This is a genomic window from Secundilactobacillus folii (genome assembly GCF_009720675.1).
Classification (GTDB): Bacteria; Bacillota; Bacilli; order Lactobacillales; family Lactobacillaceae; genus Secundilactobacillus; species Secundilactobacillus folii.
The window spans coordinates 1-26,194 of the sequence record NZ_WNJO01000011.1; the positions used below are offsets into that span (position 1 = coordinate 1).

At 42.7% G+C, this 26,194-nt stretch carries 22 protein-coding genes and 2 pseudogenes; 13 read left to right on the forward strand and 11 right to left on the reverse strand.

The features are described from left to right. Positions 1-555 (reverse strand): annotated as a pseudogene (locus tag GM612_RS09125) (hypothetical protein); the annotation flags it as partial. Between the two features lie 598 nt (positions 556-1,153). On the opposite strand from GM612_RS09125, the gene GM612_RS09135 reads away from it, so the two are divergent. Then, positions 1,154-1,882, forward strand: coding sequence for an SDR family oxidoreductase (locus tag GM612_RS09135; protein ID WP_155432075.1), 729 nt, complete (start codon positions 1,154-1,156; stop codon positions 1,880-1,882). Between the two features lie 93 nt (positions 1,883-1,975). On the opposite strand, the gene GM612_RS09140 is transcribed toward GM612_RS09135, so the two are convergent. Then, the gene (locus tag GM612_RS09140) at positions 1,976-2,617 is read right to left on the reverse strand and encodes a recombinase family protein (protein ID WP_155432076.1); all 642 of its coding nucleotides are present in this window, start codon (positions 2,615-2,617) and stop codon (positions 1,976-1,978) included. 294 nt (positions 2,618-2,911) lie between these two features. Between GM612_RS09140 and GM612_RS09145 the strand changes: the two genes are divergently transcribed. Both GM612_RS09145 and GM612_RS09150 read left to right on the forward strand, forming a co-directional pair. Beyond that, positions 2,912-3,754: a D-alanyl-D-alanine carboxypeptidase gene (locus GM612_RS09145; RefSeq protein WP_155432077.1), complete on the forward strand. Its 843-nt coding sequence runs from the start codon at positions 2,912-2,914 to the stop codon at positions 3,752-3,754. A gap of 230 nt (positions 3,755-3,984) precedes the next feature. After that, a complete protein-coding gene (locus tag GM612_RS09150) occupies positions 3,985-4,662 on the forward strand; it encodes a hypothetical protein (RefSeq protein ID WP_155432078.1) in 678 nt (225 codons plus the stop codon). A gap of 56 nt (positions 4,663-4,718) precedes the next feature. Here GM612_RS09150 and GM612_RS09155 read toward each other — a convergent pair whose 3' ends face one another. Continuing rightward, positions 4,719-4,913 (reverse strand): hypothetical protein, encoded by a 195-nt coding sequence (locus tag GM612_RS09155; RefSeq protein WP_155432079.1) that lies wholly within the window; start codon positions 4,911-4,913, stop codon positions 4,719-4,721. 473 nt (positions 4,914-5,386) lie between these two features. Then, positions 5,387-5,758 carry a winged helix-turn-helix transcriptional regulator gene (locus GM612_RS09160; protein WP_155432080.1) on the reverse strand — a complete coding sequence of 124 codons (372 nt, stop codon included), beginning with the start codon at positions 5,756-5,758 and terminating at the stop codon, positions 5,387-5,389. A gap of 149 nt (positions 5,759-5,907) precedes the next feature. On the opposite strand from GM612_RS09160, the gene GM612_RS09165 reads away from it, so the two are divergent. Continuing rightward, positions 5,908-6,927, forward strand: coding sequence for a zinc-binding alcohol dehydrogenase family protein (locus GM612_RS09165; protein WP_155432081.1), 1,020 nt, complete (start codon positions 5,908-5,910; stop codon positions 6,925-6,927). A 225-nt stretch (positions 6,928-7,152) separates the two neighbouring features. After that, a pseudogene (locus GM612_RS09170) lies at positions 7,153-8,202 on the forward strand (IS30 family transposase). 164 nt (positions 8,203-8,366) lie between these two features. Here GM612_RS09170 and GM612_RS09175 read toward each other — a convergent pair. Continuing rightward, positions 8,367-8,972 carry a hypothetical protein gene (locus tag GM612_RS09175; RefSeq protein ID WP_155432082.1) on the reverse strand — a complete coding sequence of 202 codons (606 nt, stop codon included), beginning with the start codon at positions 8,970-8,972 and terminating at the stop codon, positions 8,367-8,369. Positions 8,973-9,264: 292 nt separating this feature from the next. Here GM612_RS09175 and GM612_RS09180 point away from each other — a divergent pair, with 292 nt between their 5' ends. Next, positions 9,265-9,936 carry a hypothetical protein gene (locus GM612_RS09180; RefSeq protein ID WP_155432083.1) on the forward strand — a complete coding sequence of 224 codons (672 nt, stop codon included), beginning with the start codon at positions 9,265-9,267 and terminating at the stop codon, positions 9,934-9,936. Between the two features lie 78 nt (positions 9,937-10,014). Here GM612_RS09180 and GM612_RS09185 read toward each other — a convergent pair whose 3' ends face one another. Further along, positions 10,015-12,387 carry a phosphoketolase family protein gene (locus tag GM612_RS09185; RefSeq protein WP_155432084.1) on the reverse strand — a complete coding sequence of 791 codons (2,373 nt, stop codon included), beginning with the start codon at positions 12,385-12,387 and terminating at the stop codon, positions 10,015-10,017. A 358-nt stretch (positions 12,388-12,745) separates the two neighbouring features. After that, positions 12,746-13,474: a GntR family transcriptional regulator gene (locus tag GM612_RS09190; RefSeq protein ID WP_155432085.1), complete on the reverse strand. Its 729-nt coding sequence runs from the start codon at positions 13,472-13,474 to the stop codon at positions 12,746-12,748. A 160-nt stretch (positions 13,475-13,634) separates the two neighbouring features. Between GM612_RS09190 and ybaK the strand changes: the two genes are divergently transcribed. After that, entirely contained in the window at positions 13,635-14,144 is a 510-nt protein-coding gene (gene ybaK / locus GM612_RS09195; RefSeq protein WP_343031871.1) for a Cys-tRNA(Pro) deacylase, read from the forward strand. Between the two features lie 437 nt (positions 14,145-14,581). On the opposite strand, the gene GM612_RS09200 is transcribed toward ybaK, so the two are convergent. Next, positions 14,582-15,241: an HD domain-containing protein gene (locus GM612_RS09200; protein WP_343031874.1), complete on the reverse strand. Its 660-nt coding sequence runs from the start codon at positions 15,239-15,241 to the stop codon at positions 14,582-14,584. Positions 15,242-15,434: 193 nt separating this feature from the next. On the opposite strand from GM612_RS09200, the gene aroD reads away from it, so the two are divergent. Both aroD and rbsK read left to right on the forward strand, forming a co-directional pair. Next, positions 15,435-16,187, forward strand: coding sequence for a type I 3-dehydroquinate dehydratase (aroD, locus tag GM612_RS09205; RefSeq protein ID WP_155432087.1), 753 nt, complete (start codon positions 15,435-15,437; stop codon positions 16,185-16,187). A gap of 204 nt (positions 16,188-16,391) precedes the next feature. Further along, on the forward strand, positions 16,392-17,321 hold the full coding sequence (rbsK, locus tag GM612_RS09210; protein ID WP_155432088.1) for a ribokinase: 930 nt from the start codon (positions 16,392-16,394) through the stop codon (positions 17,319-17,321). A 226-nt stretch (positions 17,322-17,547) separates the two neighbouring features. Here the strand turns inward: rbsK and GM612_RS09215 are convergent, their stop codons facing one another. Further along, positions 17,548-19,401, reverse strand: a complete 1,854-nt coding sequence (locus GM612_RS09215) for a DUF2029 domain-containing protein (RefSeq protein WP_155432089.1) — start codon at positions 19,399-19,401, stop codon at positions 17,548-17,550. Between the two features lie 305 nt (positions 19,402-19,706). Further along, positions 19,707-20,024: a hypothetical protein gene (locus tag GM612_RS09220; RefSeq protein ID WP_155432090.1), complete on the reverse strand. Its 318-nt coding sequence runs from the start codon at positions 20,022-20,024 to the stop codon at positions 19,707-19,709. A gap of 583 nt (positions 20,025-20,607) precedes the next feature. Between GM612_RS09220 and GM612_RS09225 the strand changes: the two genes are divergently transcribed. Further along, positions 20,608-21,261: a response regulator gene (locus GM612_RS09225; protein ID WP_155432091.1), complete on the forward strand. Its 654-nt coding sequence runs from the start codon at positions 20,608-20,610 to the stop codon at positions 21,259-21,261. A gap of 251 nt (positions 21,262-21,512) precedes the next feature. On the opposite strand, the gene GM612_RS09230 is transcribed toward GM612_RS09225, so the two are convergent. Continuing rightward, positions 21,513-22,442, reverse strand: a complete 930-nt coding sequence (locus tag GM612_RS09230; protein WP_155432092.1) for a helix-turn-helix domain-containing protein — start codon at positions 22,440-22,442, stop codon at positions 21,513-21,515. A gap of 474 nt (positions 22,443-22,916) precedes the next feature. Here GM612_RS09230 and GM612_RS09235 point away from each other — a divergent pair, with 474 nt between their 5' ends. The 3 genes from GM612_RS09235 to GM612_RS09245 all read left to right on the forward strand — a co-directional run bounded on the left by GM612_RS09235 (position 22,917) and on the right by GM612_RS09245 (position 26,069). Beyond that, positions 22,917-24,152: an FAD-dependent oxidoreductase gene (locus GM612_RS09235; RefSeq protein WP_155432093.1), complete on the forward strand. Its 1,236-nt coding sequence runs from the start codon at positions 22,917-22,919 to the stop codon at positions 24,150-24,152. Further along, entirely contained in the window at positions 24,145-25,410 is a 1,266-nt protein-coding gene (preA, locus tag GM612_RS09240; RefSeq protein WP_155432094.1) for an NAD-dependent dihydropyrimidine dehydrogenase subunit PreA, read from the forward strand. The genes GM612_RS09235 and preA overlap by 8 nt, the downstream gene beginning before the upstream one ends. A gap of 95 nt (positions 25,411-25,505) precedes the next feature. After that, complete coding sequence (locus tag GM612_RS09245; RefSeq protein ID WP_155432095.1) at positions 25,506-26,069, forward strand: DUF1097 domain-containing protein; 564 nt, start codon at positions 25,506-25,508, stop codon at positions 26,067-26,069. The last annotated feature ends 125 nt before the right edge of the window (positions 26,070-26,194 follow it).

Here is a 26,194-nt window from a genome sequence, read left to right on the forward strand (position 1 = left end):
TGGACGATCCACACCATCGTCTATGTTGTTATATCCTTGTACAGCAGAGTAAAGATACTTACTAAATATTGTGTTAGGGAACATTTGCATTAAAGTAGAATCGGCAGCAAAAGCTCCGGTAGCCCCGATCTTATTCCAGTTAGCATTGGCTACAGGTACCAAATCTGTCCCACTATTTGTGCTGGTACCAGTCGTTCCAGTAGTTGGAGCTGTTGTCCCCGAGGTAAAAGGCTTCAAATACCCATGCCATACCCAACCAGTTTTCTTACCAATGCGGAACTTGTAGTAAATGTATGCTTTGCCATTACTCTTACGAATATGCGCTGCATAATACTGCTCAACTTGCGTGCCATAATTTCTCATGGTTCCCGCACGATGCTTCAATGAAGCCGTAGTCCATACGGGTGCTTTAGTGTTAGTCACAGTTGCATTGGCATTTTTAATGTTTTGGTACGACCGAACATACGCACTTGCGTGTGCCGTCGTTTGTGTCGCAAAAGCAAAGAAACCGCCAGCGACAACAGCCGCCGCTAACATCAATTTATTCTTTTTCATTGTTAAGCCCTCCTTAACCCACAACATTATAGGTCTAACAAACTTTTCGTGCAATAAAGATGCCCAGTGATGGCCCACCAATCCCTTATAACTAAAAGGATTTCAAACAATTGTTAAATTTTCAAAATGCGATGGACGGTATTACGACTTACTCCAAAACGCGTAGCAATTGAGTTAATTGAGACCTCGTGCCTTAAAACCGATTCCCGCAGTTCGAGTATCTTTTCATAGATAATACGCTTTCCAACATCTGTGGCCTCAGCTGAATATGCCGGCTTTCTTCCTTTGTAGTTAGTTTCTGTCAATTAATACTAACTACCAACTACCCAACATTGGTTTAGTGAGCTGAACTAACTATTTTGCACCCCCAAAAAAATATGAGTTTGGAATAAAAGTTAATATTGGTAAGTATTGAACTGATATCTTAACGCAAAGGTAGTTAAAAATGTGACTTCAGCTCGACATGGTCTAAAAGTGCGTCAAAACTCAGATCCCGTCCATGTAAGCAAAGAGCACCGCAGTTTTAGTATTGACTTAAACACTACTTAAAGTGCTAGCGTAGAAAGTGTCAAATACAGAGTAATAAGGAGAATTTAAAATGACAACTTTAAAAAATAAAACAGCACTGATTACGGGCGCTAGTTCTGGATTTGGAAAAGGAACAGCCCTGGCTTTCGCCAAGGAAGGCGCCAACCTTGTGTTAACAGCTCGCAGAGAAGATAAACTGAAAGCCGTCGCTGAACATTGTGAGGCCTTTGGTGCAAAAACCACATATTTTGTTGGAGATGCAAGGCACGAAAGTACGGCCATTTCGAGTGTCCAACTCGCAATTGATACCTTTGGAAAGCTAGACATCCTCGTTAACAACGCAGGAATCGGCAGAACTCTGTCACTCACCAATACGACGATGGACGACTACGACCTCGTAATGGATACCAATGTCCGAAGTGCATTTGCCTTCACTAAAAGTGCGGTTCCGGAAATGCTGAAAAATCACGATGGTCAGATCATCTTGGTCTCTTCCGTAACTGGAATCGTCGGTCACCCAGACGAAACCGCCTATACTTGCAGTAAATTTGCACTTCGTGGTTTCGGCCAAGCGTTAGATAAAGAACTCCTGTCAAAGGGTATTCGAACCTGCGTCTTTTGTCCCCATGCTGGCGCCACTGAATTTGAAGTAGGTTATGGCCGCACAAAAGAAGGGGTCGCAAATTCCGGATTTCTAACACCTGAGGACGTCGGTGAAGCGCTAGTTAGCGTTTGTACACAAAATAAACATTCAAGAATCGTTGAACTGCGGTTAGCATCAAACAACGTTACCTATTAACCTGAGTTCACCGCTAGATGTCAGACATCTTAAAAATACTAGACTTTCTGTTCAAAAAACTAACCAGAATACTCTCCTAATACAAAATACACTTTATTGATCCCTTTTCTGAAAGTGTATTTTTCCCGGATTTAAAATGCGATGGACGGTATTACGACTTACTCCAAATCGTGAAGCAATCGAGTTAATTGAGACCTCGTGTCTTAAAACCGGTTCCCGCATTTCGAGTATCTTTTCATAGATCATACGCTTTCCAACATCTGTGCTCTCAGCTGAATATGCCGGCTTTCTTCCTTTGTAGACACCGTTCTTCTTTGCAATCACAATTCCCTGTGATTGTCGTTCACGAATTTTGTTCCGTTCGTTTTCAGCTATGAAACCCCAAAGACTAATAAATAGTTTACTAGTAAGACTATTCGCTCTATTAGATGCAACGTTCACGACAGGTTGATTCAGAACTTCTACACCAACGCCTTTATTCAGCAAAGTAGACCACGTTTGCTGAATATCGTCGTAGTTTCGGCTAAGTCGATCCAGCGACTTTATCACCAAGGTGTCTCCGTCACGTATGTAGGCACTCAACTCATTCCACCCAGCTCTGTTCATATTTTTACCAGATTCTTTGTCCGTGAAAATTTTATCTACATTTCCTTTTTGGGGATTTTCAAGATCTTGAATCTGTCTAGCCAAATTTTGATCCATTGTGGACACTCGCGCATACCCAATTCGAGCCATTTTTCATTCACCTCTGATTGATTTAAAAAGACAACTCAAAAGGACAGGTTAAAGATTCTTTTCAAGCCTCAATTTAATTGCATTTTGGCACAACTGCAAAACCTGTACTATAGGGTACACCCAAAAAGTTAATAAAATGCGATCAAAATTCCTCTTTAAAAAGCTATTACCAATACTTAATTACAACAATTGAAATATCTATTATAATATGAATATAAATTGTTCACTTTCATCAAACATGTTAGGATTTGAACAGTTAAGAAAGGGAGATACACTTATGAAAAAATTAAGGCTTTGATCGGTCTAGTCGTCGCTGTCGCAGGAATAGCTGCATTTAGTACTACAACAGTTCACGCCAGCAAAATATCTAGTAATTATTCCTTTAATGCCGAAAAATCAGGTGCTGGATCTGTTCCTTACACCGTGAAATCCAGTGTTAAAAGTGGTTACATCTGGAACTACAGTCACACTAAAAAAATTCATAACATCAAGAACTATCCTAACTCAAACTGGTACGTTAACTATGCTTCGGTTAAAAAATATAATCAGAAATCCGCTGTTTATTATAGAATCAGCTCAAACTCCGGTAATGTAAAAGGTTTGATTTGGAGTGGATACTTGACTCGCTTGTTGTCAAAAGCTCCCAGTGAGTTCAACACCCAGTCTAGCTTTGAAACCTACATGCAAACCGCACGCTCACAGCGTTTAGCAAGACAGGTTATGAAACTATTTCCCAACTCAAAATTAAGTTTAGATTTATCTCAGATTACTCAAAATGTCAATGCCAATCATCCTCTTAAAACGGAAAAGTACACGGGCATCATTAATGTTGGAGTATTGAAACCGACTGGTAACACTGACACACTATCTATCTCCGAAAAAGTTGGCGGTGATATGGCAGGTGGAGCGATTACTCCTCGAGCCACTTATATTAAACGTGTACTGGAGAATAATGGATTCACGCAAGAAAAGCGAAATTCGATGAGTAACTACTATCTTGGAATTTACATGCCTGACAATGCTCAGGTGATGAGTGATTTCCCCAAAAACTTCTCTTTTACATCCCCATACCCCATGGAGAACCAAGATGAAGGAATGAATGGTATAGTTCAGATTTTCCTCGCAAAACTAAAGTAGTATGCTAAGTGGTTAAGCAAAAAAAACTCTAATCCCAATCACGTAAAAGGGGTGCCATGCAGATAAAATTTATCTGCATGGCGCTCCTTTTACGGCTCTAAAATATCTGTTGTTGGTAGACAAGTTCTCTTGCCTATTAGCAACAGATATTTTTATATATATTAGCAGACGCAAAAGAGGTGTAACCCACTTTTGCTGTTCACTACAATCTGGAACAACTCAGAAAGGATATGACCACTAGCAACAACTGGGCAATTATTCGCCAAGCTACTAATGCGCTACAGAAAAATAAGGTCACTGCACAAGATCAAACTATTCTCGCCAATATTAAAGTCGGCCCACAATTTCATACTGGACACGGCCAATCCTTGGCTCTGAACCCTAAAAATGATCAGCTATGGTTCGTCCAAAATCCCGGGATAGCGGGAGGCTACACAACAGTTCAACGATTATCCAAATCAACATTAAAACCATGCACAACGCTACACTTCCGTTTGCGTAGTAATCACCACAACCAAGTGACTATGGGCAACAACTTAACTTTTGATCGAAGCGGCTATGCCTACTTTAGCAGCTATGTTAGTGGCACCCACCAATTCAAAATTTATCAGGGGGTTTTAAGTACCCATCAGACGAAGTTTAAGTTAATACTTCAAGGTCTAGCTAACCGCCCCAGCACCAAAAATCAATCAGTTGACTACAATCCCGCTAATAATCGCCTCTATTTCATTAGTGATGATTCAATTTCGTCCGTCCCCGTGGCTAAGCTGGGACACTTAAAGTCAACTGACGTTCTTGCCACGAAATTTAACTCCGGTCGGGAATTTGAAGGCTTGTCTTTCGATCAAACTGGTCATGGTTATTTGTTGACCAATAAAGGCGCTGAAATTCTTACCAGCAAATTTTAGCTGATTGCTTGCAAAGACAGACGTGGCCTCACAAAATTCTGTTATTATGTAGCACTTCACCTCTTAGTTTCTAATTCTTTTCTTTTTTGGTCGATGAGAGCTTGTAAATCGTTCAATTCAGTTTCATTAGTTACGTATTTCTTGATGTAAGTCTTAGCCGCCGAACGGGCCGATTGAATCGTACTCTTTTGTCGATTACGAGCACGATAACCCTGAGTGGCACGTTTTTGAGCTTCCGAGGTCTTAGTCATTGACGTTCATCTCATTTCTCTATATACTTGTACACGAAGAGAAGCCATTGGGGGGCCACCCAATGACTTCAATCGTGGACTAGAAAGACTGTGGATAGCTAACCTTTATGGTTAGCTTTTTTTGTTATCGCGTACGCTTTAGCTAAGCTGATTGCCAGCTTACCAATAGCTACGATAACCAACGCAATACCAGCTAAGGTATCCGTTACCTGTCCTCCAGTCGTTCCTATTCAGCACGACCATCACCTCCGTAGACTAGAAATTTGAGAGGGCATGTCCTGCTATTCCACTAAGTTAAGTTTGATGATAGCTAACCACCTAGCTTAACTATGTTTATATTATATACCTAGGTGCATACACCTTCAAAACCCTATTTCAACTAGTGCAGACTAACCCTTTAAGTCAAAAGATTACATTAATGCTTGTCGTGACCTTAGCGGATAATCGTGAATTTGATGTCTTCTTTTTCGTGATTACTGATTGGCCTCAACATTGATCCCATTTTCAACGTTAACCTTATTGTAGTAGTTGCCCCAACTTTCCATTGCCAAAATAACCGGCTCTATTGATTCTCCAAAACTAGTGAGTGAATACTCTGTTTTGGGAGGTATCACCGGGAACTGCCGTTTGGAAATCAACCCATCTCTCTCAAGTTCCTTTAACTGCAAAGCTAACATTCTACGAGAACAATCTCGTATAGCGCGCGAAAGTTCGCCAAAATGAGTGGCGTCATGTTTGATCAAGTGATATAAAATAACGCTCTTCCATTTCCCTGAAATGACTTGCAATGTGCTCTCTACTGGGCACCCACTCTGACAACTATAAATGTGTCGGTTACTATCCAATTCAATCTCTCCCTCTCTCTAATAATAAGTATAACTAAAATTCCACATTATGCTAGTGAACTTGTTGTAACTAGTCACTAAAAATTCACGATTGTGCCCTCCGGATAATGAAACTATGCTTTGTGTATTAAACCAGAGGAGGAACTTTTTTGAAAGCAATCGGATTTACACAAAGTTTGCCAGTTAGTAATGAAAATAGTTTATTTGAATTCGACGAACCATTGCCACATGCAACTGATCACGATCTACTAGTAAGAGTCGACGGAACATCTATCAATCCAGTCGATATTGGTGTAAGAAAATCAGGACGAGGTATCCGAAAAAAACCAAAAGTTATTGGTTGGGACGCTGTTGGACAAGTAATTGAAATTGGCGAGAAAGTCAGTCTATTTAAAAAAGGTGACCATGTTTTTTACGCAGGTTCTTTTAAACGCCCTGGTAGTAACAGTGAATACCAATTAGTAGATGAAAGAATCGTTGGCCACGCACCTCAAAAACTCAAAAATGATCAGATAGCCGCAATGCCACTCACTTCTCTGACCGCTTGGGAAGCGCTATTTGAAAAATTAGAATTAGATCCGAAAAATATAGAACAAAACGCTGGCAAAACTATTTTAATTATTAATGGCTCGGGTGGTGTCGGCTCTATAGCTACCCAATTAGCTCATATTGCCGGTTTGAATGTAATTGCGACAGCATCAAGAGAAAAAACAGTAGCTTGGGTAAAAAATCTCGGTGCAGATAAAACGGTCAATCATCATGAAGATCTAGTGCAGCAAGTCCGCAAGCTAGGATACCACTATGTTGATTATATTTTAGAGTTAAATAACATTAACCAGCATTGGAATGAGATGGCAGAATTAATCAAACCCAATGGCAAAATAGCTTCTATTACAGAAAACAGGCAACCCGTTGATTTAAAAAAATTAACTAAAAAAAGAGCTGATTTTTCTTGGGAGTGGATGTACTCAAAATCATACTATGGGACAACTGATCTAGTCACACAACATAATATTCTTGAAAAAATTGCAAAACTATTAGATCAAAATCAATTGAAATCAACCACCACAGAAGTTCTCTCACCCATCACCGCCGCCAATTTGCGTCAAGCTCACAAAATGGTGGAGAAGGGTCATATGATGGGTAAAGTAGTTATTGTAAACAATTAGGAGGAAATGAAATGATTGCAAATGATCGTTATTACAGAAGATACACACCTGATGTTAGTGCCGGATACGTACTGTTAAGTTCCGGATTCATCAAAAGAGTAATCTTTAATTCTTTAAACGAAACCCGAGTTTAAACTCTAAGTGCAACACAAATTAACTAGACCAAAAGGCCATGATGACCTATTCTTATAAGCAACCACGCAAGTAAGAAAGTAGGAATTCATCATGACCCAAACTCAGATTAGCATGACTCACCACTATAAACAACTATCCTTTAAAGAAAGAGGCCAAATTGAAGCTTGGCGAACACCGCAGCTGCAACCTGACGGTACTTTAACTCAGCCCTTATCAATTTCTCAAATTGCACGCTTGTTAGGTCGTCATAAAGCGACTATTAGTCGAGAAATTAAGCGGGGCACTACTACCTAGATTAAAGCGAATCATAAATTAACCAAGACTTACTTAGCTGAGACTGGGCAGGCCATTTATGAAGATCATCGCCAACATTGTCACCGGGCTTTCAAACGGGAACTGTGTGCCGATTTCTATGCCCAATTAACCATTGAGCTAAAACGCCGACCAAGAGTTCATAGTGTTGATACTTTCGTATATTTCTATCGTCATACTTATCCAGAACGACCTTGCCCTTCTACAACCACTGTTTATCGCGATATTAATGCTGGCGTATTGTCATTGCGAAACAGTGACTTACCGGTTAAATTACGTCGTCGCGTTAAAGGTACTGGTCGGTCTCATTCCCGCAAAAATCAACACGTTCTCGGTGACTCCATTGAAACGCGACCTGCAGTTGTTGGCCAGCGCACTGAGATTGGTCATTGGGAAGGAGACTTAGTTAAAGGAAAAAAGACCGAAGATCAACCTGCTCTAATGACATTGACCGAAAGGGTCACAAGGTTTCAAATTATTTTCAGAATACCCAATTATCATGCCATTACTTGTCGAGAAGGACTTGAAACCATCATTGCTGATTACGGCAAAGAACACTTCAAATCCATTATTTTCGATAACGGCAGCGAGTTTGCTGAACTGGCTACTATTCAGGACACACAGATCTATTTTGCACATCCTTACTCACCGTGGGAACGTGGGACCAACGAAAATCATAACGGACTTATTCGTGAGTTCATCCCTAAGGGTCATTCATTGTATAACTACGACATCACAACGATTCAAGCCGTACAGGATGCGCTTAATGATCGGCCAAGGCGACTGTTAGGGTACTGTTCACCAGGTGATCTGATGCCTGACCTTTAACCATTAGTAGACCAATTATGAGAATAGGCCATTAGTGTTGCACTTGATTTGACAATTCAGGTAAAAAAATAAAAAAGGACCCCCTCAACAACGTTGGTAATTTAGGGTGACGAATTATCAGACAAAAAAGCGCTCCGACATAGTTAGAACACTCCTTGAGATTATTACTTTAAGTTTAGTTTTAAATCCTTATAATGACCTACCATAAAAAGATTAATAGTTGTTTGACCCAGTCGCTGCGTTGCAGTTTTAGAGTGAGCCAGTAGTTGGAATCCTTCATCATCACCTGGTGCTAAACCCTTTTTACTAAATAAGATTGGACTCTTGCTAGTGCCTTTTGAGAATGTATAACCAGCTGGTGTTGAATCTTGAATTTGCAAAACATATTTCTGAGTTATTCCATCCATGTTAGTTGCTCCCCAAACGTTGTTAGCGGGAGCATTATTATAGTTATAGACATGCCCAGTTAGTTTAACCCAAGTTTGATAGCGTGAAACCTTGGGAGATACGTGGAAAACATATAAGTGATAAAGCTGGATTTTTCCATTTTTTGTGCTACCAGTTGAAGTGTCACCTACATCAAGATTACTATTATAGAATGTTTTATTTAACGTATATTTCTGATAACTGATTACTTTATGATGGTAAGTCTTTGATCCGTCACCCCCAAAGTAAGTAAACGAACTAGCATGTGCGTTTACCGTTGAAGTAACTGTATATCCTAGCACTAGCGCAAGGGTTGCAACGCAGAGCTTTAACCATTTTTTCATAATGATTTTCCCCCTTAAAATTTAAATTCACTTAGATTATAACATCGAGTGAACTACGTTTTAGCTACTGTATTGATTTGTGGATTAGTTCCTTTGCTGAGTAAATGCTGTCTTTAAATATTCATGTGATGATGTTCATACTGTTTTTGCAAAGATAGGACACTTGATTTGATAATTAAGGGAAATATTACCTCACCTTAATTTGCTGTGAAATACCCTGCCTTAAAATAGCACCAGGTAATTGACCTCCCCCCAAATTTTAGATTATAATCGCCACAAGGAGGGGACGTTTATGACATTTAAAAAATTAATGGGATCTATCGCTGCAACGGGACTTGCCCTGTTTAGTTTGGGAGTTGCAACAATGACTCAAGCAGCTGCGAAGAGTTCATCCAGTTACGCTGTGACCACTCGTCAGGTGAAGTCAGGCAAGGTGACCTTACCTAAAAATACCCGAGTAGCCATTTCCTATAAAACAACTAAAAAGCACATCGTCTATGCCCGATTGGATCTATCAAATATGAGTTACAAGATTCGCCATCAAACGACGAGTAAAGCAGTGACGGTTAGATACACTGCCAACTTCAAGGCAACCAAGAGCAACAGTAATCTTGAAAAGTTACTTGCTAAGGGGAAAGCCTATACGAACCAAACCAGTTTTACAAAGGCACCAAAACTTCACTTTACGACCGACCAATACGTGGAATACTTTGCCAATGGTAATACCAATTCTCGTCCAACTTCTTCCACTAAAATCACGGCCATCAAGAAAAATGGTAATCTGATCCATTACTACGCTAAGAAAAACATGTTAAAACTACCGGACAAACGCATCAGTAAAAAAGGAAATTATCAATATCGACTAGCTGTACGAATCAATCCAAATATCGCTAAAGACTTATCACGAAGCTATTCAGTTGGCAGCGTTAAGAACTATTTTTATTTACCAACATTTCGAGCTTAATTTAAACTATTAGAACAGCAAAAAGCACCTCGAGAATTCATCTCGAGGTGCTTTTCAACTGCATTTTAACAACTTAATTTACTTAAGTGGTGCCCATTTCCAGTCGTTAACTTCTGGCATGTCAGTACCATATTCACGGATGTAAGCAGTGTGCTTAGCAACCTTGTCATCCATGCGTTGTGCAAAGTATGAACCCTTCACAGCGTATTCTGGAATGCTGAGTACGGCATCCTTTGCCAAGTGGTAACGGTCCAGTTCATTCAAGACACGCATGTCAAATGGTGTGGTGATATCACCGTTTTCACGGTAACCATGAACGTGGAGGTTGTGGTTATGACGGTCGAAGAAGATTGACTTGATCAGATCTTCGAAACCATGGAAGGCGAAGATAACAGGCTTGTCAGTGGTGAAGTAACGGTCGAATTCTTCGTCGCTCAGGCCACGAGGGTCATCCTTACGAAGCTTCAACAGGTCAACAACGTTAATAACCCGAATCTTCATGTCTGGGAATTCGTCGTGTAATAACGATACAGCGGCGAAGACTTCCCAAGTTGGTTCTGAACCGGCAGCTGCAAAGACAACGTCTGGTTCTTGACCTTGGTCAGTAGATGCCCAGTCGATGTAGCCTAAACCATTGTGAACCAAGTTAGTGGCTTCATCAATTGAGAACCATTGTGGACGTGGGTGCTTTGAAGTAACCAACAAGTTGATTGTTTCATAGCTACGGAATGCAACGTCAGCAACAGCCAACAAAGTGTTAGCATCACCTGGCAGGTATTCACGGATAAACTCAGGCTTCTTTTCAGCCAAGTGAGTTAACATACCTGGGTCTTGGTGAGTGTAACCATTGTGGTCTTGTTGGAAAACAGTTGAAGTATCCACGAAGTTCAATGATGGGTACTTGTTACGCCATGATTGTTCAGAAGCTTTACGCAACCACTTCATGTGTTGAGTCAGCATTGAGTCAACAACACGACCAAATGATTCGTAAGTCGCAAAGAAACCATGACGACCAGTTAAGGTGTAACCTTCCAGCCAGCCTTCAGCTTGGTGTTCTGACAATTGTGAATCGATGATCCGGCCTTCATGAGACATATTTTCATCATATGGTTCGTGAATGTCTTCCATCCATTGACGCTTACCAGTATCCAATGCTGAGTAGAGACGGTTTGACTTAGTTTCATCAGGACCGAAACCACGGAAGTTGTCAGGATTCATCTTCATAACGTCAGCCAACCAGTCAGACCAAACGATCATATCCTGAGCAATGGTTGCACCTGGCGTTGTCACCTTAACAGCATAGTCTTTGTAGTCAGGCAGCTTCAATGGTTCTGGCTTGATCCCACCATTTGTGATTGGGTTCATTGCCATCCGTTGTTCGCCCTTTGGTGCCATGTTGCGAACTTCGTCTTTAATTGAGCCATCAGCATTAAAGAAGTCTTCTGGCTTGTATGACTTTAACCAGCTAACCAGCTTGTCTGCATGTTCCATCGAACCTGAGGCAATTGGTAGCGGAACTTGGTGGGCACGGAATGAACCTTCAACAGGGTTACCGTCGAAGTCTTCCTTAGGACCAGTCCAGCCCTTTGGTGAACGGAAGATGATCATTGGCCAGTTAGGTAATGAGTCATCGTTGTTTTCACGAGCGTTCTTTTGAATGGCCTTGATCTTTTCAATGGCTTTATCCATTGCCTTAGCCATCTCTTCATGGACGGGTTCGTGGTCTTCAGGGTTCTTAACTTCAACGAACTCTGGATCCCAGCCCATACCAGTGAAGTAGCTCTTCAAGTCTTCGTCACTCATCCGTGAGAGGATGGTTGGGTTAGAAATCTTGAAGCCGTTCATGTTGATAATTGGTAATACGGCACCATCTTTAATTGGGTTGATGAACTTGTCTGAGAACCATGATGCAGCCAGAGGGCCGGTTTCAGATTCACCATCACCAATTTCAACAGCAGCAATTACATCTGGGTTATCTAAGATTGCACCAGTACCATGTGAAAGTGAGTAACCAAGTTCGCCACCTTCATGGATTGAACCTGGTGTTTCAGGTGCAGCATGAGAAGCAACACCACCTGGGAAGGAGAATTGCTTGAACAATTTCTTAAGACCTGCTTCGTCTTGAGAAATGTTTGGATAAATTTCTGAGTAGCTACCGTCAAGATATGAGTTAGAAACCATAACTTGACCACCATGACCTGAACCTTCGATGTAGAACATGTTAAGGTCATACTTGTTGATGACCCGGTTCAAATGGGCATAAATAAAGTTTTGAGAAACAATAGTTCCCCAGTGACCAATAGGCTTGATCTTCACATCGTCTGAGGTCAAGTCGCGATTCAATAATGGGTTGTCACGCAAGAAAAGTTGACCAACGGATAAATAATTGGCGGCACGCCAATACGTGTCAACGCCTTCCAAATACTGTTTGGAATCGTAATCTACTGCCATTAGAGTAACACTCCTTTGATTGATAAAAGATAACTACATAATCTTAGCTGATAGAATTATGGGTCGTAATTACCAATACATCTTGTACCGATAATTTACAACCACTATGATAGTCCGATTTGCACAAAAGTCAACCGTTTCGTAAATTGATACGGTCCAATTAATGAAAGCGGTTAAAGCAGCCCTGTATTTCTGAAAATACATCTTGCTAATCCCCTGATATGACACGCTTTCAGATGATTTTATCGATTCACTTACAAAATCACTTTTAAGTTGAAATTCAGCTAAAACGGCCGAAAAATTTGTTTAAAAAAAGACGAAAAGTTCAAAATGTTTACCACTTTTGAACTTTCGTCAGTCATTCTTCATCTAAGGTCACAAACGTATTGTAATTAAAATAATCATATCTTAAACGCATATTGGACACTTCAAACGGTGTGCCGTCATCCAAGAAGAAGATGCCTTCCATGATGGCCACGGGCTCCGTTGGTTTAAGTCCCAGTAATTCCTGATCTTCCGCATTCGATGGCGCGGCCTTCACGGTCATGAAGGACTTAGTGACCACCTTATTTTGCTCGTCTTCCAGATAGTTAAAGATAGAGCCCGAAACCACTTTTTGGGACAGTTCAGGTACGATCCGAATCGGGATAAAACCGCGTTCGATCATAAACGGCTGATCGTCAAAAAGCCGTAACCGTTGAATTTCGTATACGAACTCACCCTTTTCAAGGAACAAGTCCTGTTGCATCTCTTCATTAGCCGGAACTACTTTAAAGTCCAGGAGCTTAATGCCTTGGGTCTTACCATCACTCTTGAAACTATCAGTAATTCCCAAGTTTGAGCCCTCATAATGAAAAATGGTTTGGTTCTTCATGTATAATGGATTAATGAAAGTGCCAGAGCCACGTTTCTTAAAAATGATCCCTTGGTTTGCTAAAACACTGAGTGCTCGCTTGATTGAACTACGACTCACGTTGTATGCTTCACTTAGGCTCCGTTCATCTGGTAGTCGTTTGTCCGGAAACTGATTATCGTGAATACGCGATTTTAAATCATGCAACACTCTTCGATATACTAAATCTGCCATTCCAATCTCCCTTGCAACCAACTAACTGATTCTGTAGTTACGAAGAGTATAACAGATTTTTGACAATTCTGGTAGATTGAAACGAACTATTCAAAAAATTGGACCTATTTATTTAGAACCCTGGACTGCACCAAAAGTATTTAGATAAGGACTGATCACTGTGTCAAAAAAGAAAAAGGGCCGTCAATTACACAAAACATTAGTTGAGCAGATTTTAGACAAAGCCAAAATCAGCTATGAACAGCTTGCTTTCGCCACTCACGAAGCTGGTGATGTGCAAGAAATGGAAGTCGATGAGACTAAACTCGACCAGCACACCATCTATAAGACCCTCGTTGCTGAGGGTAAAACAACGGGACCTGTCGTGGGCGTGATCCCCTTGGATAACCACCTGGACCTAAAGAAGCTCGCCAAGGCATCGGGTAATAAAAAAGTTAATATGGTACCGCTAAAGGAACTGGTTAAAACCACCGGCTATGAACACGGCGCAAACACGCCCGTTGGCATCTGGGAAAAGTTAAAGTACCCGATCTACTTTGATAACACTGCTAAGGAGCAAGGCACCATAATCGTCTCATCGGGCCAAATTGGCCGCTCCGTTAAAGTCAATGCGGAAGCCGTTTGCCAATTAGTTCACGGTGAGTTTGTCGATCTGCTGGAAGCTGAATAGTTGTTTATGTATGGAGCTGGACTGGTTCTGCCCTGTTTTAGGGGGGAACGGGTTGGCTCCGTTTTTACTTTTGAGGCTTTTTAGGGAAGTCGGTGATTTAATGTTGGCGGCTATGGAATCGTGAATTTTGCATAAATACAATTTGCCATTTCAACCGAAGTTGCTGACACATCAGTATTTAACCGCTTTTGGGCTACCTAGCCTAACTGGGCTCCTCAAGGCAAGGACTTACATGTAAGGTCACTTTGGCAGAAATCCCGGGTTGGGATTTCTGCCAAAGTCAGTCCATAACCGCTTTTGGGCTACCTAGCCTAATCGGGCTCCTCAAGGCAAGGACTTGCATATAAGGTCACTTAGTCACAATTCACGGCAAAGAGCGCCGCAAATTATGACTAAGTGACCTTATACTCCAGTCCTTAACCGCCTTGTTCCGCACCTTACTTTAATCCATTCCACTCCGCCTTAAAGTCTTCCAAAAACGTCGTCATCGTCTCCAGCCTTCCCCTCGCTATCCTTTTTGCCACCGGCGTATTCATCTGTTCCGGCAATTTTAACAGCTTTTCATAGAAGTGGTTGATAATCGTTTCATTATCCAAATTGCGATACTCCGCCTTTGTCATATTTTGCCTTGGCTTGATTTTTGGATCATATATTTTTTCACTATGATGGCCACCATAGTAGATCGCCCTCGTAATGCCAATCGCACCAATCGCATCCAAGCGGTCCGCATCCTGCACGATCTGGCCCTCTAGAGGTAACGGATGCTGGTCATCCGTCAAGGTTTTACTAAACGACATATTATTGATGATAAACATGACGACCTGAACCTGGTTCGGGACAAATTCCACCGAACCCAAGAACGCTTCCACATCACGTTGTGCCGAAGACACGTTTGACACTAATTTGTCATCGATGACATCGTGCAAATACGCCGCAGCCAACGTAATCAGATAGTTTGCTGACGGTTCCTCCGCCAACAGCATCTTAGCATTTGTCACCACTCGATTGATATGGTCGACACCGTGACCCGTTGCGTCCCCCGCCAATTTTTGTGAAGTAAATTTTTTTATTGCAGCTAATTGCTCAGTTGCTTCCACATCGCTCACCTAAACTTTCTCAATGATAGCAATTATCATACGGTATTTTTATTAAAATTAGATTAAAATGAAGCTGCTTTAGGCACTCGTTAAAGAAGCCATCAACCCGCATTTTCATCACAAACTTGCGTGGATGAGCGAAACATGCTAAATTCATGAGAAATACAGTTTAACAAAGGAGCTTTGACACGATATGACACCAGTATCCTTTAAAGGACTTTCATTAGGCAACGGCATCCCAAAGATCTGCGTGCCGATTACCGGCGCTGACACCAATACCGTGATCGGTCAAGCCGGCGAAGTCGTTTCGTCTTCTGCAGACCTCGCCGAATGGCGCCTGGATTATTTTAACGACCTCGAAGACACCACGGAGGTCATCACGACTGCTAACCGGCTAATTGAAATTTTAGGCGATCTGTCGTTGATCATCACATTGCGAGATCGCGCAGAAGGCGGCAAACGTCAGATTGCCGACAGCGACTACCTGAACTTTTATACAGCACTCATGCTGAACACCGAAGTTACTGCAATCGATGTTGAATGGCAGCGTGACCCGACGATCACCCAACAGCTCATCACGTTTGCCCGTACGCACCAGGTACGAACCATCATTAGCCACCATGAATTCAAACAAACACCGGCGAAGGCTGAAATGCTGGATCAGCTACTGACGATGGGTACGTTGGGTGGTGACGTGGTCAAACTAGCGGTCATGCCACAGAGTAACGCTGACGTCTTAAACCTCATGAATGCCACTCACGAAGCCAGTCAGCAATTGACCCAGCCAGTGATCTCCATAGCGATGGGTTCACTTGGCGCCGTCACCCGGGTTGCCGGGCAGACTTTTGACAGCGTGCTGACTTTTGCCACAGTGCACAATCAGTCCGCCCCCGGTCAATTAACGGTGGAACAGACCCGTCAAATTCTAAAAGTGATTGCGCAGTAATCGACCACTAGGACATACTAGTGATGGTAGTTTCTTACTTTGGCAACTGACATGGCGGCTAAGTCCGTAAACAATCATTAGAAATTCCGCATGTTTATTGAAACAGCTTACATTATCTGATATATTATAAGTGCAAGATACGTAAAACGTTTTACTCAGATTCAACGACACTGCATTTACATTTCGAAACGAGGTTTATTAATCATGACAAATCGAGTGACTGTTATTGGAAGTTTAAACGTCGACACCATCCTTGAGATCCCACGTTTGCCGAAGCCCGGCGAAACTTTAGCGATGGGCGACCAATCCTTTGCCGGTGGTGGCAAGGGCTCTAACCAGGGCATTGCTGCTGCACGAGCAGGTGCTGAAACCTACTTTGTGGGTAAAATTGGCGAGGATGCAAACGGCAAATTCATGGTCAAATCAATGACTGATTCTGGTGTTAACGTGGATCAGGTCACGGTAACCAAGGAAGCTAAAACTGGCCAAGCCTTCATTTTGCTGGATAAGAATGGTCAAAATTCAATCCTAATTTACGGTGGTGCGAACCAAGTACTCTCCGTTAAAGACGTTGATAACGCCTCAGATATCATTGCCAAAAGTGATTTCTTGATCACCCAGTTCGAAACCCCGATTGAAGTTGCTGAAGCGGGTTTTAAAATTGCCAAGAAGCATGGTGTCGTAACCATTCTAAATCCCGCTCCTGCTCGCGAAGTCCCAACCAGTTTACTGGCAATCAGTGACCTTGTGACGCCAAACGAAACGGAATGTGAGACGTTGACCGGCGTCAAGATCACCGATGAAGCTTCAATGATCAAGGGTGCTGAAAAGCTTCATGAAATGGGTGCCAAGGGCGTGATCATCACCGTTGGCAGCAAGGGCGCCTTCTATCACACCGCTGACGGTCACTACGGTTTTGTGGACGCCTTCAAGGTCAAAGCAGTCGATACCACAGCAGCCGGCGATACTTTTATTGGAGCACTCAGTACCCAACTCAAAAAGGATTTGAGCAACCTGCCCGAAGCAATTCGTTTTGCTAACCGTGCGTCATCAATCACAGTTCAGCGAATGGGCGCCCACCCTTCAATTCCGACGTTGGCTGAAATTGAAGCTGCTGAGACGGCCGATAAATAATTTTGAGCATTGAGAAACTATGAGTGGCGCTTTTTTGATAGGACGTCATCGGGCTTCTCAACCAATCCCAAGTAATAGCTTCCAATCTTTTCTGGACCGTTGCTTGGCCTAAAACTTAAATCTTGTCCAATAAACAAAAGAAGATGGTTCCCCAAATCAGGGAAATCATCTTCTTTTTAAACTGATTTCAAAACGGAATTTGCTGCATCCTTGCGGGATTTCAGACTTATTTCGCTTTCGTAGGCGTTAGCGATTGATTCTTAAACGTATCAAGGCCAACGTTTGCCGTTGCTAACTGGTTCTTATCCGTAGCGGTAGCCTTAAAGCTGACCTTATCGCCAGCTTGAATGAACTGGAAGATCGGCTGGAAACTCTTCGATGACGTATCCATCCGGTAAACGTGGCTATCGCCCTTCAAAATAAACAAGATCTGTTTACTATCAGGTTTAACGACCCGTTCAACCGTACCAGAGATCGTCTTGCCAGTGACCTTTGGCTCAGCAACCACGCCGGTCTTGGCACTAACTCGTTGCTGAAAGAGATCCAAGGTGCTTTGAGCATCATCACCAACCGCGTAAGTGCCGCCTTGGTTATTACCATCCGCCAGCAAATACACAAACTTCATGAACGAATTATTATCGCGGTCAAGCATCGAAACGACCCAGGTTGGTTTACCACCGATTCGGTACAGCAGCGGTAAGGTTCCCTTGTAGTTTTGCGGGTTGATATCTTGTTGTGCGTACGAGATGGCTCGTTCCGGCGTCATGACGTTACCGTGCTCCCGATAATAATGCAACTTATTGGTGCGTGCATCAACAAAGGCGTAGCCCAAGATGGAACTTTGATGACTATTGACACTGGTCATACCAGTAAAGTAGTAGATCCGTCCCTTATAGGCGTAAGGGGTCAGCGTATTGCCACCTTCAGTACCCGCTTCAGTTGGCTTCATCACATCATTATGACCACCAAAACTCGTGGCGTTCCAGAACCCATGACGGTATTTACCAAACATCGTAACTTCTTTTTGAACTAATTCAGGCGTCGCTGCCACATCGACAAACTTCGGAACCTTATTTGGTGAATAGACCTTAACTTTACCCGAAATCGTATTTAGAACCGCCACTTTATAGTGTTTAAAATCATAGTTTCGGTTGAAATAAGAAAGCGGCTTTGCCAGTGTCCGCACGTAATAAGGCGTCCCATTATTGTCCACTTCCAACTGTGAAGTCGAACCCACCATGGTGTAGCCCATGCTATAAGCATTGATACGACGGTCAGCATCGCGGTTAAAGTAGGCGCTTGGGGTATAGCGCATTGGCTTGCTGACAAACTTAGGGTCAGCATTCTTATCCGTGGCGTTAGTCATGAAGTAACCTGGGACTTTCAAATAGTGAATATAGCGCCAGAAGCCACCAGAGAATTCAACGGGCGCGACATAGACCATTTTGCCCTTATACATCTGAACCCGCATATGGTTTAAATCATAGACGTTTGAATTTTTAAAACTGTTCAGCGAGTTGTTCATATCGGTCGAGACAGTCTGGGGTGCATTGACCACAGGGGTTTCGGCGCTCTTTTTAATCACCGGCATCGGTGCGCCGTCCGTTGAATTGTTGATCTCAGTCTTGATTGAACTAACAGCCGGCTTGGGATTCATGGCCGTGATCACCGATGAGACCATCCCGAGCACGAGAACTAGGACGAAAGCCGCCACCGCTGCACCGATCAATCGGCCGATCCAGCCGATAGTGACCCCAAATTGCCGCATCAGCCGGCCAATAAAACTATCCTCATTGACTGCCCGTTCGGTAACGCCGTTAGGATTGAAGACAAAACGACGCAAAACTGCCACGACGACGAATCCACCGATGAGCCACATCAGCCAGCCATCGATCAATGACGGGTAGGCAAGGTCTGGTAAGTTGAAATACGTATTGATATAGCTGACGATAAACAGCACCACAATGGCAACGGTTCCCCACGTTCGCCAGCGTCGGTTACTGATCCACAAAAACCAGATAAACGGAATCAGTAAGCCCGACAGCTTAACTAACGTAATCAGGGCGAAATAACTAAGCATGGATAAATCCCCTTTTCCCAAATGCATTTAATACCTGTAGTATACCAAATTAAAGGTTGCGGCGTATACGGTTACATTCACGTGAAACAGCGATAAGCACGGAAATAAGAACCGATAAAAGAATCAAAACGACAGTCGCAAAATTTATATACTACTGTTAAGTAGTGGCCAGGAAAGAATGAATATTGACGTCTTCATGCCCCACAACTAATTATTATATTCTCAATTTACGAAATGTTTTCTAAACACAAAAATACCCTCGAGACCTATACCAGCCTCGAGGATACCCGATTAAAACAAAGACCTTATGAAACACTTGCTGCAAATGTATCAATCAAACGTGCAACTTCTTTAATCACGTTCACGACATTGATGTCTGTCGCAGCTAACGAACCAGTTGCCAATAAACGAACCGCCTTAGGCTTATCCGTTAATTCGATATGGTACTTTTCCAGCAGTGAACTTAACAAATAATCTGCGCTACTTTCACGCGCCTCTTCAATTTTAAAATCCTCTGGATGCCCTGAATCATGAACCCAAATCGCAAAGGTCTGTAAATTACGGCACACATGAGAAATAAAATTTTTATCTTCAGGCGTTAATAAATAAATACTGTCGTTCATCTCGAACACCGCTCTCAATATAATTTAATCGTTCTCTCATATTTCTTCTATTCTAACACAAGTTCATCCTAATTATTAGGATTTTGTAGCGACTTGTTAAAAATATCACACATCGCCTTTTTAACCACAATTTCCTATTTTAGAGGTGTTTACACAACTTTCGGAAACAATTTGTAAGTCCCTTGTGATTTATGACAGGTAGATTATAACGCACCGGAATTGTATTTTAAAGGCATTTCATCCAGTCGTCAAAAAATAAGGAAGAATCATTAGAAAATCGCAAGAATCTCCGTTTTTATAAATGTTTTTCTCAGGTGGTAACCAGAATTATATAAATGCTTGCCATCGTCTAACTTTAAGCAATCTACTCGATGACAGCGGCAGTTCATTAAGAAGGTTGCGCCTTAACTATCATTCAGCCTCAGTGAATGGCTCTTTATGGCGCTAAATCATAGAAATCAGACCATTAATTAATTATTTCACAATGAAACCGTTTTCTTTTGCCTAAATTCATGATATCCTAGTTCTATTCGAGAGTAAACCGTTTTAAAAATAAGTCATCAATTAGAAAGGAGTAACTGTCATGTATCGAGTATTGATCACCGATGACCATCCGATTTATAGAGTCGGTTTAGCAACCGTCATTAATCAACAGCCACACTTCAAGGTGGTCGCGGAAGCTAGCAACGCCACTGACGCAGTTGTCCGCGTAGCCGAAGATAACATTGACATCGTTGTGATGGACTTGGTCATGGCACCTGGTGAATCTGGTATCAATGCAACTCAACGAATCCATGATATGTTCCCAAACGTCTACGTATTGATCAACACCGACCACGAAGACCAAGAGTCAATCGATTTAGCACTCCATAATGGCGCTGCAGGCTACGTTTTAAAAAACTCCCCACAAAGCGAATTTGAAGCAGCTCTGGCCACTGTCGTTTGCAACCGAATTTTCGTGGATCAAAACATTGTCTTAACTCCAGAAGACTTTACCAACATCGATTCACGGCAGTGTGATGAACAGCTTTATTACTACAATTCCCTTTCTGCACGGGAAAAAGAGGTCTTACCTCTGATCGTCCTAAGCTGCTCAAACAAAGAAATTGCCAGTCGCTTATACATCACCACCAAGACCGTCGAAGCGCACAAGGCTAACATTATGCGTAAGCTGGACTACCCTTCCCACGCTGAACTGGTAAGTTACGCTATCAAACACCGGTTGGTTGATTTTTAGAATGCACTGACTAATAGATCCCCTTTAAATTGCAAGACTAAGTTTGTGATAAAATAACTTTTCTAACTAGCACACCACTAGGTTTTTAGCTCCAACCAGTCCAGAAATTTCAAGAATACGGTCAAGTTTAAGCCCAATTGAGACACTGATTTGCCCATATAACGCCAAACAGAAGGTGCCCTCCTCTTTCATGGGCACCTTCTGTTTGGCGTTATATTCTAGTTTTACAACTCTCAGTAACCTAAAAGTGATCAATATTCACTACGCAACTGACGCTTCATTTGAACTTTAACTTGGGTGTGTCTCGGCTGTTCAAGCCGACGCTTTAGGGCCGCTAGCTTGACCTCAATCACTTGATTTTGATTAATTTTAGCAAAGGCTAACGTCTCACTCATCAAACTTTGAACTTCCTCAGTCGGCCGCCGCAGCGTAATGGCATTTTGCGTTGCTAAGAACTTTAACCGCGGTAAGTAGTACGTGACGTGTTGTTCGGAGCACATTGCCACTCCCTTATCGATCAGTCGATTACTAGCTCGAAAATCACCCTGCGATGCATTAAATTCAGCAATGTAGTAAATCATCATTAGAACTCTTAAATAGTACTGACCATCATGCATCTGGTCGATTTGTTTTTCACATTCACTAAGGTAATGGTTAACTTTATCAAAATAAAACGCGGCGCGCTTAATTTCGCCCTGACGGTGATACATAATACCACTGCCTAAAAAAGCTAAGTAGGTAAAAATCGTCTTCTGACTAGCATCCAATTCGTTGAAAATAAGTGAAAAATCAAAGTTGATGTCAGCCGACTTCCCGTTGATCAGGGTGTTGATTAAGCCTCGCAAGTAATAAAACTGACTCTTAGCCGGTAAAGATTCAATCTGATCTTCACCAATTGTCCCCAAATCACGCAATGCCTGCTGATAGTTTTCAGTCATCAAATGCTTCTCAATGCGATCAAGCCGGGTGCTAATGCTATCAACGATTTCACACTGATTCTGGTAGAGATCATCAACGGTCATCCCCATCCTGGCGCATAAACGATTCAGAATAGAAAGTGACGGCACATGCCCATTACTTTCAAACTTACTCAACGTTGCTTGCGTACAGATACCACTGCTGAGCTTACATTGTGAAAGTTTCAACGCTTTTCGCCGTTTCACAAAACAGTTAATGTCCATTGCTGCCACCTCCCTTCTTCTTATTAACATTATATGGCTTCGGTGACTAATGAGACATCGGGAAACACCCTAATCACTTGCAAATTTTTTCATGTTACATCGAAATAATGTGCAAAAATTCTTCTGCTTACATTTAATTTCATTATTTTATTCTTAATTCGTATAACTTTTCTGGTGAAATTTTCTGGTTAAATGCACTTAAGCAGCCATATCAGTGACGAAGGTCATTTCTGACAGTCTTTTGCTAAACAAGGTCTCCTTGTCTGTCTCATTTATATAAAATTTTATATAGAACAGTCATACGTTATTTTAGTTAATCATTCCCATTGCAGCGGTAATGATGGTCAATAATCACTGGCATTTTGTCATCGTCCGCTGATTCATGCTATATTTTGACCATAACAAGTGAAGAATTCTACAAAGTATTTACCCAATTCTTCCGAAATCAAATCTCAATAAGTGAGGACGATGAGTATGACTACCAAAGATTATCAAACTGAACCACAGGGATATACCATGACCACTGTGATGGAAGAGGCTGCTCGCTGCTTACTTTGCCACGACGCTCCATGTTCAAAGGCTTGCCCGGCTCACACCGATCCGGCCAAGTTCATCCGTAGTGTCCGCTTCCGCAACGTGAAGGGAGCTGCCGAGACCATTCGTGAAAACAACGCTTTAGGAGCCATCTGTGCACGGGTCTGCCCGACTGAAAAATACTGTGAACTGGCTTGCTCACGCAGCGGGATCGATGTACCGATCGATATTGGCGGAATCCAACGCTACGTGACCGATTTCGAACAGGCTGCTGATATGCACATCCTGAAAAAGGGCAACAGTAACGGGATGCACATTGCCATTGTCGGTAGTGGTCCTTCAGGATTACAAGCCGCTGTGACCTTACTAGAGAAGGGCTACGGCGTTAATATCTACGAACGGAGTGCAAAAGCTGGCGGCTACTTGACCTACGGCATTCCTGAATACCGTCTGCCAAGCAACATTGTAGATTATGAGATTCAGCGAATCCTTGACCTTGGAGCCGAGATTCACTACAACACCACCATTGGCAAAGATATTACTATGAATCAACTGAAGGCTGATAACGATGCTGTGATTGTGGCGATCGGGGCCAGTGAATCAAAGATGTTACCAATGTTTGAAGGTCAAGATAACGTCGAAACAGCCGTCTCATTCTTAGCACGCGCAAAGGAAAACAAAGGTAATCTCGACCTACCTGATAATGTTGTTGTCGTGGGCGGCGGTGACGTTGCTATGGACGTTGTGACAACCTTAAAGAAATTAGACGTGAAACACGTCACTGACTGTGTCTACGAAGAGTTTAGCGAATTCAAAGCTTCAAAGAAAGAATTAGCTGGCGCAGAAGCTGAGGGTGTCACCATTCTTGACGGTTACGTTCCGGATCACATTGAAGGTAACACTGTGGTCTTCAAACACCGTCACATCGATAGTCAGTTAGCCATCAAGACCGACAAAGTTATTCTAGCAATTGGTCAAGATACGAACGCCAAAAACTTAGGTATTCGTCTCGAACACGGTGAAGCACCTTCAGCAGGCTATCGAACTCACGATTCAAAAGTCTTTATTACCGGTGACATTGCTCAAGGTGATAAAACCGTTGTCTACGCCGTTCAAAAGGGAAAAGAAGTCGCTGACGAAATTGACGCTATCTTAGGGGGCAAGCAAAATGATTAATAAGGATCTATCCATTGACTTTCTCGGGGTTCATTTTGAAAACCCCTTCTGTCTATCGTCATCTCCGGTGGGCAACTGCTATGAAATGTGTGCCAAAGCTTTTGATGAGGGCTGGGGCGGTATTGTATTTAAAACCATTGGCCCCGAAGATTTCAAGGTTGATGAAGTTTCACCTCGTTTTGACGAGTTGACCAAGGAAGGCACACCATTTGTCGCCTTTAAAAATATGGAACAAATCGCCGAACATCCCCTGGATCAAAATTTAGCTGATCTCAAGAAGCTAAAAGAAAATTACCCCAATAAAGTTGTGATAGCGTCCATCATGGGACCAACGGAAAAGGACTGGGAAGAGTTAGCACGCTTAGTGACCGAAGCTGGCGCCGACATGATTGAAATGAACTTATCCTGCCCGCAGATGACCAGCCACGCAATGGGGTCAGACGTTGGCTCAAACCCGCCATTGGTCAAGAAGTATTGTGAAGCCGTTAAACGGGGATCAAGCCTGCCAATGATGGCCAAGATGACACCTAACATCACGGACATGGTACCAGCTGCCAAAGCTGCTATGGCGGGTGGTGCTGACGGTATCGCCACCATCAACACGGTTAAGTCGATTTCCAACGTTGATCTGGAAAAGAAGACGGCACTACCAATCGTCAATGGCAAATCATCCATCTCTGGACTGTCTGGCAAGGCGGTTAAACCAATCGCACTTCGCTTTATTCAGCAGCTTCGGGTAGCAGCCGGACTGGAACAGTTGCCGATTTCCGGTATTGGTGGTATTGAAACATGGGAAGACGCCGTTGAATTCATTCTAATGGGTTCCACCACACTGCAAGTCACGACCGCGGTTATGCAATACGGCTACCGGATCGTTGAAGATATGAAGAATGGTTTGATGCACTACATGGAAGAACAAGGCGTCGAGCACTTATCTGAACTGGTTGGCTTAGCCAATAAGAACATCGTGCCTGCCGAAGACTTAGACCGGAACTACAAGATGTACCCAGAAATTGATTGGGACAAATGCATTGGCTGCGGTCGCTGCTTCATCAGTTGCTATGACGGTGCTCACCAGGCCATTTCATGGGATGAAAAAACGCGTCGGCCATCGATTGATACCAGCAAGTGCGTGGGCTGTCACTTGTGCGCATTAGTTTGTCCAGTCCATGCTATTCACCCAGGTAAAATTGTCATGAAAGAAGGCCGTGAAGGCGATCCATCAAAAGTTGACGTCGTTTCACAACGTCTTTACTAAAATGTCGTTTTGATAAGCTGAATAATCAAAAGAAGCCAGTCACTCAAACGACAAGAACGTTTTGTGGCTGGCTTTTCTTAAAGGAGTGAACCATCATGAAAATTAGTAAAGAAGTCTGGTACTCTTCAATCGGCGTTGGCTTGACCACCCTACTCTTCTGTTTGATCTCGGGCTCATTTCATTTGTGGATGAGTGGTGCAGCCTTTATTGCCGCATCATACTTCTTCGGTGCTGGCGCCCCAGTGGATAAAGTCCTGAATATCTCTGTTAGCTTCCTCCTAGGCATTGCGTTAGGCTGTTTTTGTCTGTGGTTCTTACAATTCCCACAACTAAATGGCGTGGTCGTTAGTGCGGTGATCCTAGGATTTCTTACTTTCCTAGTCCTCTTCCTGCAGGGCACCATCATGAAATGGGCGGTCGTACCTGCCTGGCTATTAGCTTGGGGAACAACGATGCTGATCGTGACCAATGTTTCGATCAAGAGCTGGCCTGTATTTCTCATTCAATTAGTCGTTTCGATGTACCTTGGGGTTTACCTGATCATCATTGGGTCTAACTTCTTTTCGAAATGGATGTTCCAACTATTTCCGGATCAGCAGGCCGAGGACAAATCCGATAAATCCGACTCCGAAAGTGGTACACAGGAGTTGCATTCTTAATATTAATTTTGCCCGCTTTACTTCCGTAAAAGTTCGCAACCGTTTTTGCAGTGCAATTCAACCCGACACCAACCACGTCAACAAAAAACGATCCCGCAAATGCAGGATCGTTTTTTGTGTCTCAA